At 67.3% G+C, this 17569-nt stretch carries 7 protein-coding genes and 3 pseudogenes; 6 read left to right on the forward strand and 4 right to left on the reverse strand.

Features of this window, described 5'->3' with window-relative positions:
• Window positions 1–355: 355 nt before the first annotated feature.
• A pseudogene (locus tag OG349_RS31365) lies at window positions 356–1122 on the reverse strand (transposase).
• A gap of 46 nt (window positions 1123–1168) precedes the next feature.
• On the opposite strand from OG349_RS31365, the gene OG349_RS31370 reads away from it, so the two are divergent.
• From OG349_RS31370 to OG349_RS31390, 5 genes and pseudogenes are all read left to right on the forward strand, one after another.
• Window positions 1169–1489, forward strand: coding sequence for a DUF6221 family protein (locus OG349_RS31370; RefSeq protein WP_327237790.1), 321 nt, complete (start codon window positions 1169–1171; stop codon window positions 1487–1489).
• A gap of 398 nt (window positions 1490–1887) precedes the next feature.
• On the forward strand, window positions 1888–2367 hold the full coding sequence (locus OG349_RS31375; protein WP_327237791.1) for a hypothetical protein: 480 nt from the start codon (window positions 1888–1890) through the stop codon (window positions 2365–2367).
• Window positions 2368–2512: 145 nt separating this feature from the next.
• Window positions 2513–3253 (forward strand): annotated as a pseudogene (locus OG349_RS31380) (transposase); the annotation flags it as partial.
• Window positions 3254–3350: 97 nt separating this feature from the next.
• Window positions 3351–3698: a hypothetical protein gene (locus OG349_RS31385; RefSeq protein ID WP_327237792.1), complete on the forward strand. Its 348-nt coding sequence runs from the start codon at window positions 3351–3353 to the stop codon at window positions 3696–3698.
• A complete protein-coding gene (locus tag OG349_RS31390) occupies window positions 3699–3878 on the forward strand; it encodes a hypothetical protein (protein ID WP_327238843.1) in 180 nt (59 codons plus the stop codon).
• On the opposite strand, the pseudogene OG349_RS31395 reads toward OG349_RS31390, so the two are convergent.
• From OG349_RS31395 to OG349_RS31400, 3 genes and pseudogenes are all read right to left on the reverse strand, one after another.
• Window positions 3826–4620: pseudogene (locus OG349_RS31395) on the reverse strand (IS5 family transposase). The gene OG349_RS31390 and the pseudogene OG349_RS31395 sit on opposite strands and share 53 nt — an antisense overlap.
• Before the next feature lie 482 nt (window positions 4621–5102).
• Complete coding sequence (locus OG349_RS34910) at window positions 5103–5528, reverse strand: Imm1 family immunity protein (protein WP_442806339.1); 426 nt, start codon at window positions 5526–5528, stop codon at window positions 5103–5105.
• A gap of 2 nt (window positions 5529–5530) precedes the next feature.
• Entirely contained in the window at window positions 5531–13303 is a 7773-nt protein-coding gene (locus OG349_RS31400; protein WP_327237793.1) for a polymorphic toxin-type HINT domain-containing protein, read from the reverse strand.
• Window positions 13304–13950: 647 nt separating this feature from the next.
• Between OG349_RS31400 and OG349_RS31405 the strand changes: the two genes are divergently transcribed.
• On the forward strand, window positions 13951–17106 hold the full coding sequence (locus tag OG349_RS31405; RefSeq protein WP_327237794.1) for a DNRLRE domain-containing protein: 3156 nt from the start codon (window positions 13951–13953) through the stop codon (window positions 17104–17106).
• The last annotated feature ends 463 nt before the right edge of the window (window positions 17107–17569 follow it).

Genomic DNA, 17569 nt, shown 5'->3' on the forward strand with positions numbered 1-17569 from the left:
TCCGTTGCGCTTACTGCTTGTCCTCAATCGCCGGACGGGCTGGGTGTGCCGTGGTGACGGGGGGCGGGGCCTGCGGAGGTACGTATGTCCGGACTGCATGTTTTACGGCGCCTCAGGGTCTCCGGACATTCACGGTAGTCATGCGCCACACAACACGCTTTACGTCCGGACACACGCACCTCCTCCGACCCCACCCCCCTCACGCCGCCGGGAGACTGAGCTTGTTCTTTATCTACCAAGATCTTCCAGGCTTGCTGATGGCCTTGAGGGTCTCGGGCCGCTTGACGGTCTTAGGCCTGTCCCGTAAATGATCTCTGACCGGTGTGGACGTGGTCGGACCAGTCCGACCGGTCGCCTATCCGGCGAGGTTGAGGTTGTACATCCGGGCAATGCCGAGCATGGCGTGATGGACACCGTCGCCTCTGAGGCGGCAGTCGCGGAGGATCTTCCAGGTCTTCATGCGGGCGAAGACGTGCTCGACGCGGGCGCGGACCTGCTTGTGGGACTTGTTGTGGACCTGCTTCCAGACCGGCAACTCCTCGCCTTTCCGGCGTCGGTGAGGCATTACGAGCCCGGTGCCCGGGTAGCCGCCGTCGGCGATCGTCATGGTCTTGCCGACGGCGGCCTTCGCGCCGGACTCCCCCCATGCCTTGCAGTCGTTGCGGTTGCCGGGCAAGGGCTTGCCGACCACGACGACAAGCCGGGTATCGGCGTCGATGACGACCTGGTGGTTCGTGGAGTACCGATAGTTCTTGGACTGCTCGGCGATGGTGTGGTCGCGGGTGGGCACCAGGGTGCCGTCCACGATCAGCACGGTGTCCTTCGCGAACCGCTTCCGGGGCTGGAGGGCGAGCATCGGCCCGAGATGATCGATGATCCGGTCCGCCGCCGACTTGGAAACCCCGAACAGCGGGGCCAACTGGCGCATGGTCAGGTTCGTGCGCCAGTAAGCCGCGACCAGCAGAGCCCGGTCCTCCAGCGGCAGACCCCACGGCCGGCCCCTGCGGGCCGCGTCCGCGCCCTCCGCCGTAGAACCGTCACCCACCTCCCGAACAGACGGGGGCTCAGCCCGGTGAACGGGGCTATCCAGGACGGCTCCGACGCCGTGATCACACCAGACACCACAAGATCGTTTCATGGTGCCCAGCACAACGTCGAGAATGCTCCTATGACTGAAGAACTAGTGAGGTTCATCGAGGCGCGGCTGGATGAGGAGGCCGACTTGGCCCGGCGCTGCGACGGTGACGACGGATGCGGGACGTGGACTGCCAACGGACACACGGTCGACTTCTGCCAGGCCGACCTCTCCAGCTTCCACCCCACGATTGCTCGACACGTGGCTCTGCACGACCCGGCCCGCGTCCTGCGCGAGATCAAAGCCAAACGGCGCATCCTGGCCCGTCACGCCCGCGATCCCTGGCCGTGCCACGACCTGCGTGACCTTGCTTCGCCCTACAACGACCATCCTGACTTCCCCGCACGGGCCTGAAGCGGCACAGCACACGAACAGAGGCCCCAGCAAGGCCGCGCGCCCGACCGAACGCCGCCCTCTGGAGATCAATTTACGGGACAGGTCTTTGCCGACGTCGTAGCGGGGTGACGGGGCTCATCGACGCGAATCCGAAGCTGCAGTGTCAGCCACGGCAAGGGCGGGGAGATCTCCGTGCGCTGGTGACCGACGTGTGGCCGATTCGAGCAGGCTGTACGAGACGTTGTTCGAGAACGTCGGGCCGGGTCCTGACTCGTGCGGACTACCCCCGGCGATTCGCGGCCGGTCGATGAAGGCAACCGTCTCTAGGGTCAAGGCTGAACGGTCGACGGGATTCCCCGGGGCCGGACCCTGACCCCGGGGAATCCCGTCAGCCCTGGGGGAAACGCGAGGAATAGATGACACGAGCACGAACACGTCTCGCCCACGGAGCCGCGACGCTGGCCGTCACGGGAGCCCTGATGTGTGGGACGGGAACGGCGTCCGCCGCGCCGAGTGTCCAGGCCGCAGCCTGCGGGACCACCCTGGCCAGCTGGACCGGGGCCGAGGACGCGGCGTCCTTCGAACTCAAGCAGGACTACACGACCGAAAACGGGGTCTACCCCCGAACGTTCACCCTCGAGCTAAAGCAGGGCGCTGTGACCGGCAAACTGTTCATGGAAAAGGGCGCGAAGACCTTCCCGCTCGAGGAGAGCAAATACAATTCCCGAAACGTGCACAAGAACACCCTGGAACTCAACGTCTTGGTTAAGGCCGAAGATGACGAGTTTCCCGAGTTTCTCCCTCTTGCCGCGACCGAGTGTGACGCGAACGGTCAGGTCACCAAGGCGTATATGACACACCAGGACGGCAACGGCCACGCCGTCCGTACCTCCTGAGCTTGTTCTTTTTCTTCCGGTCTCGAACGACGTCTCGAACGGGGTCACTCACCAGGGAGTTTGCCGGACGTGGGGGCGGCCTTCGCCTGATCCTGTGCTCCGACCCAGGAGCGCACGTGACCGAGACGAAGGCCGTGATGGCGATCTGCCGCCTGATGATGTCCGCCCGGAAGCGTTCGCGGAAGCGTCACGCTTCCGGGGCGCTTTCTACGCATGCCTGACCGCCAGGCGCGACGAATTGTTCGAGTTGGTGGACGCGGTGCTGTGTGCGGACGGCCCGGTGAAATCGCCGGTGGATCTGACGTTGGTGCCCGAACATTGCCGTGGGCACGGTGCGTTGTACGGCGCCCTCAACCGCGGCGGGGTGGACGTCGACCGTCTGCGGACGGTGCTGGCCGGGTTGCCGATGCCGCGTTTCGAGGGCGGACGCCTGGTGCTCGCGGTCGACGTGTCACCGTGGCTGCGCTCAGACGCGCCGTGCTCGGCAGACCGGCTGTTCTGCCACGTCTACGGCCGGGCGAAATCCGCGTCACAATTCATCCCGGGCTGGCCGTACTCCTTCGTCGCCGTCCTCGAACCGGGAGCCACCTCGTGGACGGCGATCCTGGACGTGGTCCGGCTCGGACCCGAAGACGATGCGACCGCCGTCACCGCCACCCAGCTCCGCACCGTGGCCGAGCGGCTCATCTCAGCCGGCCAGTGGGCGCCCGGCGACCCGGACATCACGATCGTCAGGGACGCGGGTTACGACGTCACCCGCCTGGTCTGGGTCCTGCGGGATCTTCCTGTCGAGTTGGTCGGGCGGATCCGCAGCGACCGGGTGATGCGGCTGCCAAAGCCCTCGCTCAAGGAGTACGCCCTGGCCTATGAAGCCGTATCTCAACCGAACGTGATCGTTTGATTCTCGCTGGTCAGGCATGGTTTCGGTCGGGGCGAGGGAGAGTTCCGACGTTCTGTTCCGCTTGATCGGTGAAGGGTGTGCGGTGGCGTCGATTCTGGGGTTGCTGGAGGTGCGGGAAGCGGCTGCTCGCGAGCGAGTCGAGGATCTGCGGGAGGCGGCGGCCCGGGCGGCTGCCGTTCTGGAGGCGGCCGAGATCGAGCTGGACCGGCGGGTGATCGCGCGGGAAGAACTCCTCGAGGCCCTGGCCGTGTCCGCTGCCGAGACCACCGCCGCGACTGAGGCAGAGACGGAGACGGAATCGGTGTGTGAGCCCGCGCCGTTGGCGGGAACGATGGTGCCGTCCTGGCGGGATGGTCTGCCGACGGCTGTTCTCGCGCCGGACTACCAGCGGATCCTGGGCATTGTGGCGGACCGGTCGGGCCAGGAGTAGGTGAGGGCCAAGGAGATCGCGGTGGTGCTGGGGCTGGAGCCGACGCCGGCGAAGGTGGAGGGCGTGCGGTCGAAGGCGAGGCGGCTGGCTGAGCGCGGGTGGCTGGTCCTGGAGGCGTCGGGGATGTTCAGCCCTCGCCGCAGGTCCGTGGCCGGGCCAGGCGGCGGCTCATCCTCGTGATCATCGACCATTGGATCATTGCCTCGCTGGTGGCGGTCAGGGTTTCGTAGTCGCGGGCCAGACGGCGGGAATGCATCAGCCATGCGAACGTGCGCTCCACCACCCACCTGCGGGGCAACACCACAAACCCTTCCATGGTGTCGGTGCGCTTGACGACCTGGAGGGCGAGCGCGAGTTTCTCTCTCGCCCAGCCGATCAGGCCGCCGGTGTAACCGCCGTCGGCCCAGACCAGGGTGATCTCGCGGTGCAGGGTGTGCAGCCGCTAAATCAGGGGCACGGCCGCATCCCGGTCGCCGACGTTCGCGGCGGTCACCGCGACGACCAGCAGCAGGCCGAGCGTGTCGGTCACGATATGCCGTTTGCGGCCCGGCACCTTCTTCCCGCCGTCGTACCCGCTCGAGGAAAGCGGCACCGAGGCGGAGGCCCGCACCGACTGCGCGTCGATGATGCCCGCCGAAGGCTCCGCCTCCCGGCCCTCGCGCTCACGAACCTTCCCACCTAGCCGGTCATGGAACTCCGCGACCAACCCGTGCTCCCGCCACCGCCGGAAGAAGGCATAAACCCGGCCCCAGGCAGGGAAGTCCGCGGGCATCGCGCGCCAGGAGATCCCGCCCGCGACCAGGTACCGGATCGCGTCCAGCAGTCGGCGGTGGCAGTAACCCTCGGGCTGCCCGCCCTTGCCCTCCAACCAGGCGGGCGCCGGCAGCAACGGACGCACCGCCGCCCACTCCACATCCGTCATGTCCGAGGGATACCGACGCACCCGATCAGGATGATCAGCCGCGTTCCCGTACACGTGCGCGAGGCAATCACACGATGGAGGGACCGAGTTGAAGGCAACGGGGACGTGCGCGTACAACTGCGACAACAGGGCCTCCTGGAACCGCTCGGATGGGATCGCACCCCCGAGCTACCAAGAGGCCCTGCGCCTTCAAGCCCCGCCCACAAAAAGATCACCCGACCAGGAACCCTGTTCGACCACCACGTTCCAACACCGGTTGAGAAACGGCTTGTCAGTGTTGCCGTCAAACGACGCAGAAGCCCCACCGGAATTCCGGTGGGGCTTCTGCGTCGCGAATATTTCACCTTGCCTGATTTTAAGTAGATGGCTCGGCGTACATGCCTATCGAACGCCTCAGCTCGTCTATTTCGGCTCTATAACCACTACTCCCCACGAAACTTTCCTCTGCGGGGCGACAGTGCGAGTACCGCATACCAGGATCTTCAGGGATGCACCGCTTGCCATTGAACACAGGTAGGACGCCGTCCTCCCGAAGACAAGAATTCCTTGACTCCTCGCCGAACAAGATCGATAGGAATTTCCGAATTGGCGGGAAACTCCGTCATGTGCCCCTGGATGTAATACACAGGAGAGCGACCGAGCGATCCCAAGGTGACTACATTGCCACTGGAATCCAGGTAGGTAAGGATACCCACCTGGAGGTCCCTGTCGACCCCAACCAGCAGTTCATGATCGGGGAATCCGGAGGGCATGGAATCTCGCTCCAGAGAATGGATCTGAGCCAGGTTCTCGTAGACAGGACCACTCAGGAGTGAGTCGATCAACGAATCGACCTCCTCAGTCGTATGGAGGAGTGCCGGCCGCTCGCCGTGATCCCATCGATATCGTGCTTCAGCACGAGCCTGCATGATTAACGCCTCCCATATCTCCGGCTATTCCAGGCGCCACCCGAATCCTGCCAATGCACCGTAAGTGATCGATCGCCACCCAGCAGGGTGTCCAACACCTGGTCGCATCCCAATCTCACCGTACACGGACCCGTCGGAAAATTGATCACCAAATTCGCGTTCGCTATGCCGTCTCGCGCCATTATGGCGGCGAATTTTTGCTCGACATCACTGGCCCGCCACGAGGTGGACGTTCCAGGCAACACGCCTCGTTGACGCAGTGTGTCGTTGACCCAACCGATCAAAGCGGCGTCTTCTCTTGTATTGCCGCTGACCAGATCGTATGAAGCACCATCCTCGGCAACTGCACGACCTGAAGTCGGGCCCCCTTCTTGATAGGCCGGTAGCCTCGCGGCCTCCGTGTCGCGATTGAAGTTGCAGTTATGAACGAGTACCGGTGTGGCCCCCGCCAGCACATAGTACGTATGCAGGTCGGAGACCGTCAGGTTGTGGACAGCCGACTCCTGAGCCGTCCAACGTTCGATCGCGGTGATCTGGACGAAGGTGCCGGCGCTCGTCCGGAGCCACTGGCCCGGGCGGAGGTCGGTCGCGTCGATCCACTTGTCGAGTTCGGGGACCCAGAAGGGGTGGCCGTCGGTCGCGGTGACCTGGGCTGTCTTGGAGCCGCGCTTGCCGTCCGTGTCGATGGTGACCTTGACCAGGTGCTTGAGACCCTGGCCCTTGATCTCCGCGGTGACCGTCTCGATCCGGGTCTCCCCGGTCTCCGGGTCGGTCGCGACGACCTTGTCGCCGGCCTTGACCTTCTCGATCGGCTTGGTGGTGCCGTCGGCCATCAGCACCTTCGTGCCGGGCACGAAGCTGTTGCAGGTGCCGCCCTCGTCGACCTTGCCCGAGCCGCCGCCACCGGAACTGCCGCCCTTGGTGCGGGAACCGCCACCGGAACTGCCGCTGGGCTTGCTTCCGCCGGCCTTGCTTCCGCCGCCCTTTCCTGAGCCGGCCACGGAAGAGGCCTTCGGGGCCGCCTTCGCCTGAGCCTGCTTCTGGGCCGCGTTACCGGTCTTCTTGGCTTGCTGAAGCGCCCTGTCGCTCGTTCTCTTGGCCGCCTCCGCCGCCTTTTTCTTCGCCCTTTGCGCCGCTTCCTTCTTGGCCTTCTCTATCGCCAGTTTCTTGGCTCGCAGCGCCGCGGCCTCAGCCGCCTTCGCCGCCTTGAGAACGGCCTCGGCCGCCTTCTTCGCCGTCTTGAACGCCTGGATGGCGTCGATGGTGCGGTTGATGGCCTTGAGGACGGACGGGATCTTGCCGAGCTTCGTCCACGGAATGGCTCCGAGGATGATGCTGCCGCAGGACCACATGTCACCGCCGAAGCAGGCCATCGCGTCGTTGATGCCGATGAAGTCCTTCAGCGTCTCCCAGGCCACGGCGAGGATCACCGAGGTCAGGGACTTGCCCTGCATCGCCTGCGCCTGGGAGACCTGTGCCGCGCTCAGGCCAGCGCCCGCGAGGGCCGCGGCCCGCTCGGAGGCCGAGAGGCTGATGGACAGACCCGTCGGGTCGGCCATCGTCACCGGGTTGTTGTGCGCGTACGTATAGCCGTTGGACTGCATCGGGTCGTTCAGGTCGAGCACCGGGTCCGCGGACAGGAAGCGTCCGACCACCGGGTCGTAGAGACGGGCGCCGAGCGGCTGGTAGCCGGACGCGTCGTCCCTGGTCTTGCCCAGGAACCCGGTGTGGTTCTGGAGGCCGACATTGGCGGTGCCGCGCTCGTTGCCGAACGGGTCCTGCTTGCGGATCCGTACCGGCATGGTGCCGTACAGCCCGACCTCGGTGTACGCGCTGCCCTGGTGGTCCGTCGTCTGGGCGACCAGCGTCTCCGCACCGGTGCCGTAGGCGTAGCGCATGACCGCGCCGCCGGCCGCCGCGTAGGTGCGCTGGGTGCTGACCAGGACACCGCCCTTCTGGACGGTGACCTCGGCCTCGCCCAGATAGAGCGTGGCCTCCTTGCCGTTGACGGTCAGCAGCCGTCCGCCGTCGGGACCGTAGATGTGGCGGGTGTCGTTCTGCGGCTCCCACAGCTGCGCCGCGGAAGCGCCGTCACAGGTCGCCAGCACGATCGGGGTCGAGTTGGCGGTCGCGCCGCCCTGGGCCGCGAGGCACAGGCCGGAGGCGACATGGGTGAGCTGGCCGGTGGCACCGCGCTTCAGCTCCTGCGCGGCGGAGCCGTCGCACTTCTGGACCTGGACCGCCGACCCGGACGTGTTCGCCGCGGGCCGCAGGCACCACGTGTCGTAGACCGAGAGCGTGCCCCGGTTGGGATCGGTCTGGGTCGCACCCGGGGTGGGGGTGAACTTGAGGCTCTGCGCCAGCGAGCTGTTGCAGCCGTACAGCTGGACCGGCTGACTCGCCGCCGGCGTATCCGACTTGATGTCGAGGCACTTCTGCGCCGGACCCACGTACGGGGTCCTGCCGCCGCTGCCCTGACCGGTGATCCGGTCGACCTGGCCGTCGTACGTCCAGGTCAGTTCCTGCTTGTCGCCGTTCTCGGTGGAGGTGACGGACTTGGTCTCACCCGTCAGCTCGTACAGGCGCTGCGCCTCGGTGGTGACCTGCGCGCCGGCCGGGGTGGTGAACTTCTTGGTCACCTTGGCGAGCGTGCGGGGCTGGGTGCCGTCGGCCTTGCCGTAGGCGTAGTCGGTGACGGCGTCCTTGGCGGTGGTGCCGCCGAGGTCCTTCTCGGTCAGCTTCTTGCGGTTGCCGAGGAGGTCGTACTCGTACTCCTGCCAGTAGCCGGAGTTGTCCTTGCCGGCCGTCACGTTGACGGCGCCGTCGGCGCTCTTCGGGGTGGTGCAGTTCTCCTGGTCCTTCGAGGTCCAGGCGGTCTTCAGCTGCCCCATCGGGTCGTAGACGAAGCACTGCCGTTCCTCGATGCCCACCGACTGCTCGCGGACCGAGGTGACGTTGCCGGCCGGATCGTAGGCGTACGACCGGTTCGAGACGAGGTTGCCGGCGACGACGGAGGTGTCCGCGCCCGTGCCCGACTTCTCCCGGTAGACCAGCTGGTCCTTCAGCTCACCACTGGACTCGTCGAACGAGTTCTGCGTCCACACCCGGTACGGCTGCGCGCCCAGGGTGGAGCGCATGACCTGGCCGTACGGCGAGTAGACGGTCTCGGAGCCGTACCAGTCCTTGCCGGAGAGCGAGAGGGGAAGGCCCTCCTTGTTGTAGCGGACGACCAGCTTCTCGGCGTCGAACCCGCCCACCGGCGGAAGCGTGGCCTCTTCCAGCTGGCCCGTTTCCGTGTAGGCGTAGTTGTACGTGTAGTCCTTCGCCAGGCCCCACGTGTCGGCCATCTGCTGCGGAAGCGACAGCGTCGTGGAGGTCGGCTGGTAGTCGTTCGTGTAGCCGTTGACCTTCTGGGTGTACGCCAGACCGTCGGTGTAGCGGGTGGCGGTGGCGGGCATTCCCTTGCCGCCGGGGACGGCGCCGTCGTAGCCGTACTCGGCCAGCAGCGTGCCGGTGGCGCTGTTCAGGCGCTGCTGGGTGGGCCGGGACAGCTCGTCGTAGCCGTTCCAGACCTTGACGCCGCGGGCGTTGGTCGCGGTGAGCGGCCGGTCGCGGTGGTCGTACGTGTTACGGGTCGTGCCGGAGTCCGGGTCGGTGGACGTCTCCAGCAGACCCCGGTGGTCGTACGTCCACGACCACGGGCGCGTCGGATCTGCCGAGCTGGTGGCCTCGGCCAACTGACCGATGGCGTCGTACGTGTAGCTCGTCGACGTGAAGCCGCCGGGGGCCGCCGGGTTGAACGTGTCCGTACGGGTCGTCCGGCCCAGCGCGTCGGTGTAGACCCGGTAGGAGGAGGCCCCCTGCGGGTTGATCACCTTCGACCAGTCCTCGCCGTACTCGTAGCGGGTGGCCCGCTCCGAGTACTCCCTGGACGAGGTCTCCTTAGTGACGGGGTCGACGTACTTGAGGTACGGCGTCTCCTCGACCACACGGCCGAGACCGTCGTACTTGTAGCGGGTGATGTTGGGAATGGCCGTGTCGGCGAGGGGCGTGAACAGCTCGCCGGGCTTCGCCTCGTGGGTCAGGTAGGCGTTGTTGGTCTGCCAGACCTCACCCGAGCTGTTGTACAGCGTGTCGGTGATCAGGTGACCGCCGCCGGTGGCCTCCTCCTGCGTCTGCCGCTCCCGGCCCAGGCCGTCGTAGAGGGTGACGGAGGTCTCGATCCGGTTCTCCTGGCCACGCGAGTACGTGGTGACGTACGACGGCTTGCGCTTGCCGTCGTCGTCGTCCGGGTCCACGTCCGGGATCGTGTAGACGGCCCGGAAGTCCGGCACCGCCGTCGCCGACGGGGTACGGCCCGGGGCCCAGGCCTCGGCGAGCCGACCCAGCGGGTCGTACACGGCCTCGCTGACCTTGTTGTTGGCGTCGGTCGTCTTCAGGGTGACCGAGCGGCCGGGCTCCAACTCCTGGATCTGGCTGTGGCCCAGCGAGTTCGTCTGGGTGACCTTGAAGACCTGCCCGGACGGCGGGTCGTAGGTGATCGTGGAGGGTTTCTGGTCCGGGTCGGTGCCCCGCACCACGCGGCCGACCTGGTCGAAGCCCGTGGTGCCGTTGGTCTGGAAGCCGGTGCCGGTGCCGTTCAGCGACCAGGACTCGGTGGCCAGACCACGGGTCGAGGCGCCGAGCGCCGCGCCGTACGCGCCGCCGTCGTAGGCGGTACGGGCCGCGCCGCTCAGGGTCGTGAGGTCGGTCCAGTTCGCGTTCGCGCAGAGGGTCGGGGAGCTGAGCACCTGCTTGGTGAGGCCGATGAGGTTCTTGTCGGTGTCGTGCACGTACTCCGACTTGACGCACGACTCGTCGCCGGTCCTCTCGGTGTCACCGGAGGACTCCACCAGGATGGGCAGGCCGTACGTCGGCTCGTACGTCGTCAGGGTCTCTACGGTCCGCAGGGTGCGCTTGTCGTCGCTCTTCGTGCCGGAGGACTTCGTGTACGCGAATTCCTCGGGCTCGGTGACGCGCCAGGCGCGCAGGTCGCTCAGGCCGTCGTCGCGGTCGCGCCTGGCCAGTTCGGTGGCCTCGGGAACGGTGACGGAACGGGTGAGCCAGTTGCTGTCCGCGTCGGTGGCGCTCGTGTACGAGAGCTCCTCCGCGATGTGGCCGGCGAAGGGTTCCCTGTCCTTGGCGATCTCGGCGCCCGTGATGTCCTTGACGGACACGCTGTCGCCCATGCCCCGGAAGTAGCGGACGACGGCCTTGCTCTGCTTGCTGCCGATCTCGGGCTGCTCGGCGCCGGTGATCGTGGTGGTCTGCTCGAAGCCCGCGAACTGCGAATACGTACGCGTGGCCTTCTTGGTGAACTCCTGCTCGGCGAGCTTCCAGCCGGGGTTCTTGTAGTCGTACGCCGTCCTGGTGGCGTACGCGCCGTCGACGTCGGGGAGTTCCTCGATGCTGTCCACGACGTACTTGTGGAACCAGTCGATGTCCTGGAACTCGGGGTCGGGGTTCCAGTACACCGGATAGCACAGCCGGTCGTTGGACTTCAGCGCGGCCGTGTCCGTCTTGGCGGGCAGCGGGCCGTTGGCGCAGTCGCCCGTGGCCGGCTTGTAGGTGACGACGGTCTCGCCGCCGTACTCGTTGATGACCCGGCCGATACGCAGCCGGGAGAAGCCGGGACGCTGGGGGTTGACCGCCTTGACGCGGTTCGGCATGTCTTCGGCGTTGGGCTCGAAGCGCACCGGGTTGAGGGTGACCTTGGCGTCGGTCTTGCCGTTGCGGGCGTAGCCGGTACGGGTGATCGACTCCAGCCACAGGGCCGTGTTCGGGCCGGTCTTCAGCTCCGCGAAGTTCTGCGCGAGCCGGTACTCATCGACGACTTGGGGGGTGACGCCGGCCCGGCGCTGGGCCCACGTGGTGATCTGGCCGAGGCGCTTACGGGACCAGAAGGACGGCCCGGCGTTCCAGCACTTCTTGGCCTTCTCGCAGCGCAGGTCGGCCGGAGTGTCGTACCAGATGCGGTACTTGCCCGGATCCTTGGCGCTGAAATTCGCCTCGCTGCAGGTGACGGAGCCCTCGTCGTAGCAGCGCTCGTTGACGGTGAAGTCGACGCGGGCCGGGGCCGGGGCCGAGAAGACGCTCTCCTTGCGCTGCCCGTACTCGATGCGGGACAGGTAGCCGTCGCGGTGGTACTCGACCGGGGCCTTGAAGTTGAAGTTGCGCGCGTAGTAGTTGGCGTCGCGCTTCCACCACAGGGACATGGCGTTGCCGTGGACGTCCTCGACGTAGTCGAGGTTCCAGCGCCAGGCCTGGGTGCAGTAGGAGTGTGCCCAGTCGCCGGCCTTGTAGCAGGGTTCGTCCGCGTGGTTGCCGTACACCGGGACCGTGAGGACGGAGTCCGTGTACGGGTCGTCGTCGGCGGGGTCGGAGTTGCCTTTGTCGGACCAGCCCGGCAGCTTGTTCAGCCCGAAGTGGTAGCGGGTGCCGTCCTTGGTGGTGACGACCCAGTACTCACCGTCGTCGTCCCTGGTCGCCGTACGGGGGTCCTTGGAGGTGTCCTTGACCCGCTCGATCTTGGAACCGTCGCCGTTGGCCGTGAACCACTTGTTCTTGGTCTTGTCCCACACCAGCTCGGTGGTCGTGCCGCCGAGCGAGAGGGTGGCGTTCTCCGAGCCGTAACAGAGGTCCGCGGTGCGGTGCGTGGCGTTGTTGGAGCCGGACTTCTTCGAGTCCTCACGGCAGTTGGCGTACGTACGGGTGATGGAGCCCGCGTTGTAGTCCCAGCCGTCGCCGATCCAGGAGGCCTGGTTGTTGCTCGCGGACGTGCGGCCGTCGACCGACTGGGAGGAGTACGCCAGGTTCACGTTGGGCGCCGGGCCGCCGGCGACCTCGGGAACCTGCACCTGGTAGCCGTAGGTGAAGGCGCCGGACGACGAGCCCGCCGACCACGAACCGGAGGACAGCAGCGGCGAGGCGGTGAAGTCACCGGAGGCGGAGGCGCCGGTGTCCAGGAGACCGACGGCGGAACCGCCGGCCGCGGCGGCGGCAGGGAGAGCCGCGGTGCGTGCCGAGGCGCCCTTGGCGCCGCTGCCCGCACCCGCGCCGTTGCCCAGCAGGTCGGCGACGGGGACGGAGCCGGTGAGGATCTTGCGGGTCTTCGCGTTCTTCGCGGACGAGGTATGGGTGGGCGCGTCCTTGGCGGGCACCTCCTTCACCGTGCTGCGCAGCCGCTCGAACGACGCCGGGGCGTCCTCGACCGACATGGTCGTCGTACCGGCGTCGTCGGCGCACTCACCGGCGTCCGGGTCGGAGTAGACACAGTCGGGCAGCAGCACCAGGCCGAAGCGGTCGGCGGCCTGCGGGCCGTAGAGGTCGGCGAAGCCAGTGGTGTCGACGCTGAGCGCGACCTGCGCGGCCGGGTCGGCGGTGGCCGGCGGGGTGACCTTCATGATGACGCCCGAGACACCGGCGCTCTGGGACGCCTCGGGGGCGGCGAGGTCCACGGTCCACACGCCGGCGAGGGCGGCCGGGTCGGTGCCGACGGGAACGGCGACGGCTATCGGCAGCCCGTTGGACACCGGGACGGGCTCGCCGGGCACGCTGGTGGCGGTCAGCGGCGCGGTGCCGTTGCCCTCCAGCCAGGGGGTGACGGCCGTCGGCTCGTACGGGTCGATCGGCACCTCGGGCGCCGTGGTGAGCGTCTTCTCCGCGGTCTCGTCCGCGTCGAGCGACGTGCTCTTCGGCAGATCAGGCAGGTCGACCTGGGCGTCCTGGCGGTTCATGCCGGGTCCTGGCACGCCCCACGCGGGGCCGCTCAGGCTCGTCGCCGTGAGCACCGAGGACAACAGGAGGACAACCGCCGTACGGCGAAGCCGACTTCGCCGGCGTTGTGACGCCGTCATGGCAAGGCGTCCACGCCCCAGCCATGACAGTGGACCTGAAGCACGCATACGTGTCGACTCCCACCCAGGTATTACAGACAACGGATGAGGTGCGGAAACACCACAGAGCACGCGCTTACCTCAGGCACATGCCTCCGCACTATCTGTCATGTCCGTCGCGGGATTCAAGATCGAGGCATCGGGCGGAAAGCCGTCGAAGTGACCTGCGCCACGGGGCAGTTCGGGCCAGAACGCGCCGGAAGCCAACCTTTGCGCCGTACCGGATGAACCGTCAGATCCGGCTCACTCCCTTCCCATCAAACGGGCAAGGAAGTGCAAAGTGATCACCATCACCGCAGCTCCACGACCTGGGTAACATTTTCACAACTCCCTAACTTGTGGACGCTCCGTGTGGCTCGTGTAATCGTGTGGCCACCTATGCTCCACGGCCCGCCGAACGGTGCTGTCCTCGATGTCCCCCATCCGCCTGGTTCACACGGGAGTAGACCACCGTGTTCGCGTCGCCACCTCGCCTTCTCAGCCCTTTCGTGCGCACGCGCACCCGGCTGTCCCTGACTCTCGGCCTGGTACTGGCCGCACTCACCGCTGCTCTCCTCCCCTGGTGGCAGCCTCAGACTCCGCCGACGGCGCAGGGCACCCAGCAGAGCGACAAGTCGACGGACACGAAGCCGGTCTCGACCGGTCCGCGTGACGAGACCGCCGCTGTCGCCGAGGCCCGGCGGGCCGGCAAGCAGGTGCTCGTCGACACGGCGACCACCGCCACCGAGATGACCTGGGCACTGCCGAACGGGCAGATGCGCACCCAGATCCACGCGCTGGCGCAGCGTGCGAAGAACGCCGAGGGCCGATGGGCCCCGATCGACAACAAGCTGACGCGGACGAAGAAGGCCCCTCGCGGGCTCGGCATCGCTCCGGTCAACCCCGCCGTACCGGTGCGTCTCGCCGACGGAAGCGGCGGAAGCGCCGAGAGCGCGGAGAAGAGCCGCGCGGACCGTTCGTACGTACGTGCCCCGCAGCCGGGCGAGTCCGTCCTCGCCGAGATCGACATCAAAGGCCACACCCTCGCCTACACCTGGCCCGGCGCCCTGCCGGAGCCCGTGCTGGAGGGACCGCGGGCCCTGTACCCCGAGGTGCTGCCCGGTGTGGACCTCCTCCTCGTCGTCCGCGAGGAAGGCGGCCTCGGCCAGCTCCTGATCGTGAAGTCGCGTGAGGCGGCGCAGCAGCCGGCGCTCAAGACCATTTCGTACGGCCTGCGTTCACCGATGGCGGTCTTCCGCCAGGACGAGGCTCATGGCCAGGTGCTGGTCGAGGACGCGAAGGGTACGGAGATCGGCTCGATCCCGACGCCCTTCGCGTGGGACTCCGCCGGCCGTGACCCCGAGGTTCCGGACGACAGGCCGACGCCCCTCACCTCCACGGCGACGTCCGCGGACGTGTTGCGGCTGTCCGGCCTGAGCGGCGCCGAGCCGGGCGCGCTTCGGGCGCCGGTCCCGCTGAGCGTCGAGGGGGACGGGACCGGCACGGCCCGTCTGCGGCTGGACACCGCCGCCACGGGCCTGCTCACCGGCGAGGACGTGACGTTCCCGGTGTTCGTCGACCCGACCATCAACCCGGGCTGGCAGGCGTGGACGGTCGCGTACCGCCCGTACCCGAACACCAGCTTCTACAACGGCACCAACTTCAGCTCGGGCACCTCGGACGCCCGGGTGGGCCACGAGAACGACACCGGTGGTACGGCGCGGTCTTTCTGGCGCATCGGCTTCTCCAAGAGCCTGAAGGGCGCGACGATCTCGAAGGCGTCGTTCAAGGTGCTCAACAACCACTCGTGGTCGTGCACGAACCGTGAGTTCCAGTTCTGGCTGACCGGTTCCATCTCGTCGGGTACGACGTGGAACTCGCAGCCGAAATGGACCACGGAGCTGGACAGGAAGTCGTTCGCGCACGGCTGGTCGTCCGCCGACTGCCCGGACGAGTACGAGGCGTTCGACGTGAAGGCCGCGGCCCAGAAGGGCGCGGACAACGGCTCCTCCAACCTGACGTTCGGCATGCGGGCCACCAGCGAGTCCGACACCCAGACGTGGCGCAAGTTCAAGGCGACCTCCGCCACGATGGAGGTCACCTACAACCGCAACCCCACCGAGCCGGTCGACGGGGAGACCGTCCCCGGCGGCGACTGCCTCGTCGGCTCGCCCGGGCGCACGGTCGGCAAGACCAATCTGGTCCTGAAGGCGAAGGCCACCGACCCCGACGGCAATCTCAAGGGCCTGCGCTTCCGGTTCTGGAAGGTCGGCGCGGCCACCCCGGCGGGCACGCTGGCGACCAACCTGTCCGGCGGCTGGGCCTCGACGACGATCCCGTCCACCAGCCTGGCGGACAAGGCTACCTACTACTGGGACGTACGGGCCGAGGACTCCATCACACCGGCCGGTGTGTCCACGTACTTCCCGCCCGGCACGACGCCCTGCGCCGTGACGGTCGACGGCTCGGCGCCGCCGCCGCCGACCGTCACCAGTGAGGTGTTCAAGAGGGCCACCAACGACGGCGCGACGTGGGCGACGGTCAAGTTCGGCGGCACCGGGGCGATCACCTTCGCCTCCGAGGGCGCGGCCAAGTTCCGTTTCGGTTTCGAGGGCCTGAACTACACCGACGTGACGGCGACCGGCGGCGCGTACACCAAATCCGACCTGAAGCCGCCCCACGCGGGCCCGAACTGGCTGCACGTCTTCTCCCTCGACGCGACGGGGAACGTCAGCGCACGTACCGACTACGCCTTCTACGTCCCGCCCAAGGAGGCGGCCGACAGCCCCGGTGACGTGGGCGGCGACGGCATCGCCGACCTGCTGGCGGTCAACGCGTCCGGCAACCTGCTCTCCTTCCCGGGCAGCACGGACGGCGAGCTGTACGGCAGCATGGCCGGCGCCTACACCTCCGGCAACAAGCTCAACCCGGCCGGGCACTGGTACGACGCGACCGCGGGCAAGCCGGCGCCGCTGATCAGCCACTACCAGGACGTCTACCCCGGTGACGGCCTCAACGACCTGTTCGCCCGCACCCCCGACGGCGGATTCTGGCTGTACCCCGGCGACGGCTACGGCACCTTCAACGTCGACGACCGGATGAGGATCCGGTTGCCCTCCAACGCCCCGGCCCCCTCGACCTGGACCCAGCTCAAGGCGGTCGGCGACGTCACCGGCGACAAGCTGCCCGACGTGTTCGTACGCGCCGGAACCGCCTACTGGGCACTGATCGGCTACACCGGAGCGACCTTCCAGCAGGCGATCCAGATGAACTCCGACAGCTGGGCGCGCCGCGACATCGTCAACGTGGCGGACATCGACCTGGACGGCACACCCGACCTGCTGTGGCGCAACCTGGACCTCGGCTCCATCTACGTACGCCACGGCAAGCCCGGCGCGACGGCCGGCAGCGTGGACCTGAACTCGCTCACCACCGCGGCCAACTCCCGTGACGGCGACGTCTCGTACGGCGGAAGCTGGACCGAGGCCAACATCTCGACCGCCATCGGCATCCCGGACGTCAACAACGACAACATCCCCGACATCTGGGCCCGCTTCGCCTCCGACGGCCACGTGAGCATCTACCACCCGTCCACGACCAACACCAACGCGCCCGTGAAGACGGTCTCGACGGAGAACTGGAACGCCTACAAGACCTTCGGCTGACCCGCGGAAGGCAAGGGCCCCTGACCGGCACTCAGCCGGTCAGGGGCCCTTGCCGGCAGACAAGTCGGGCTGTACGCCGGGGTCCGTCTCCCGCGAATCCGACCCGCGGCCTTCTACCCGATCGACCCCATCCACATGCGACGTCCGAGTTCGTCCAGTTCCGTACGGCGCTCTTCGAACTCGGGCAGTGCCAGGCCCAGCAGCCGCCAGAAGTCCCCCTGGTGCCCAGGGACCTTGAGAAGCCGTATCTCAGCCGATCATGGAACGTGCGGGTCGAACAGGTTTCCCGCCGGGGTGATCTTCCCGTTGTGCGTGCATGAAGACAGGGCCTCTCGGTAGCTCGGGGATGCGAATCTGACCGAGCAGTGCCGGGAGGCCCTGGTGTCCTTGTTGTACGTGTCCGAGCCGGTCCGGTCCAACTCGGCTGCTCCATCGTGTGACTGCCTCGCGCATGTGTACGGCA

The sequence above is a fragment of the Streptomyces sp. NBC_01317 genome, from assembly GCF_035961655.1.
GTDB lineage: Bacteria > Actinomycetota > Actinomycetes > Streptomycetales > Streptomycetaceae > Streptomyces.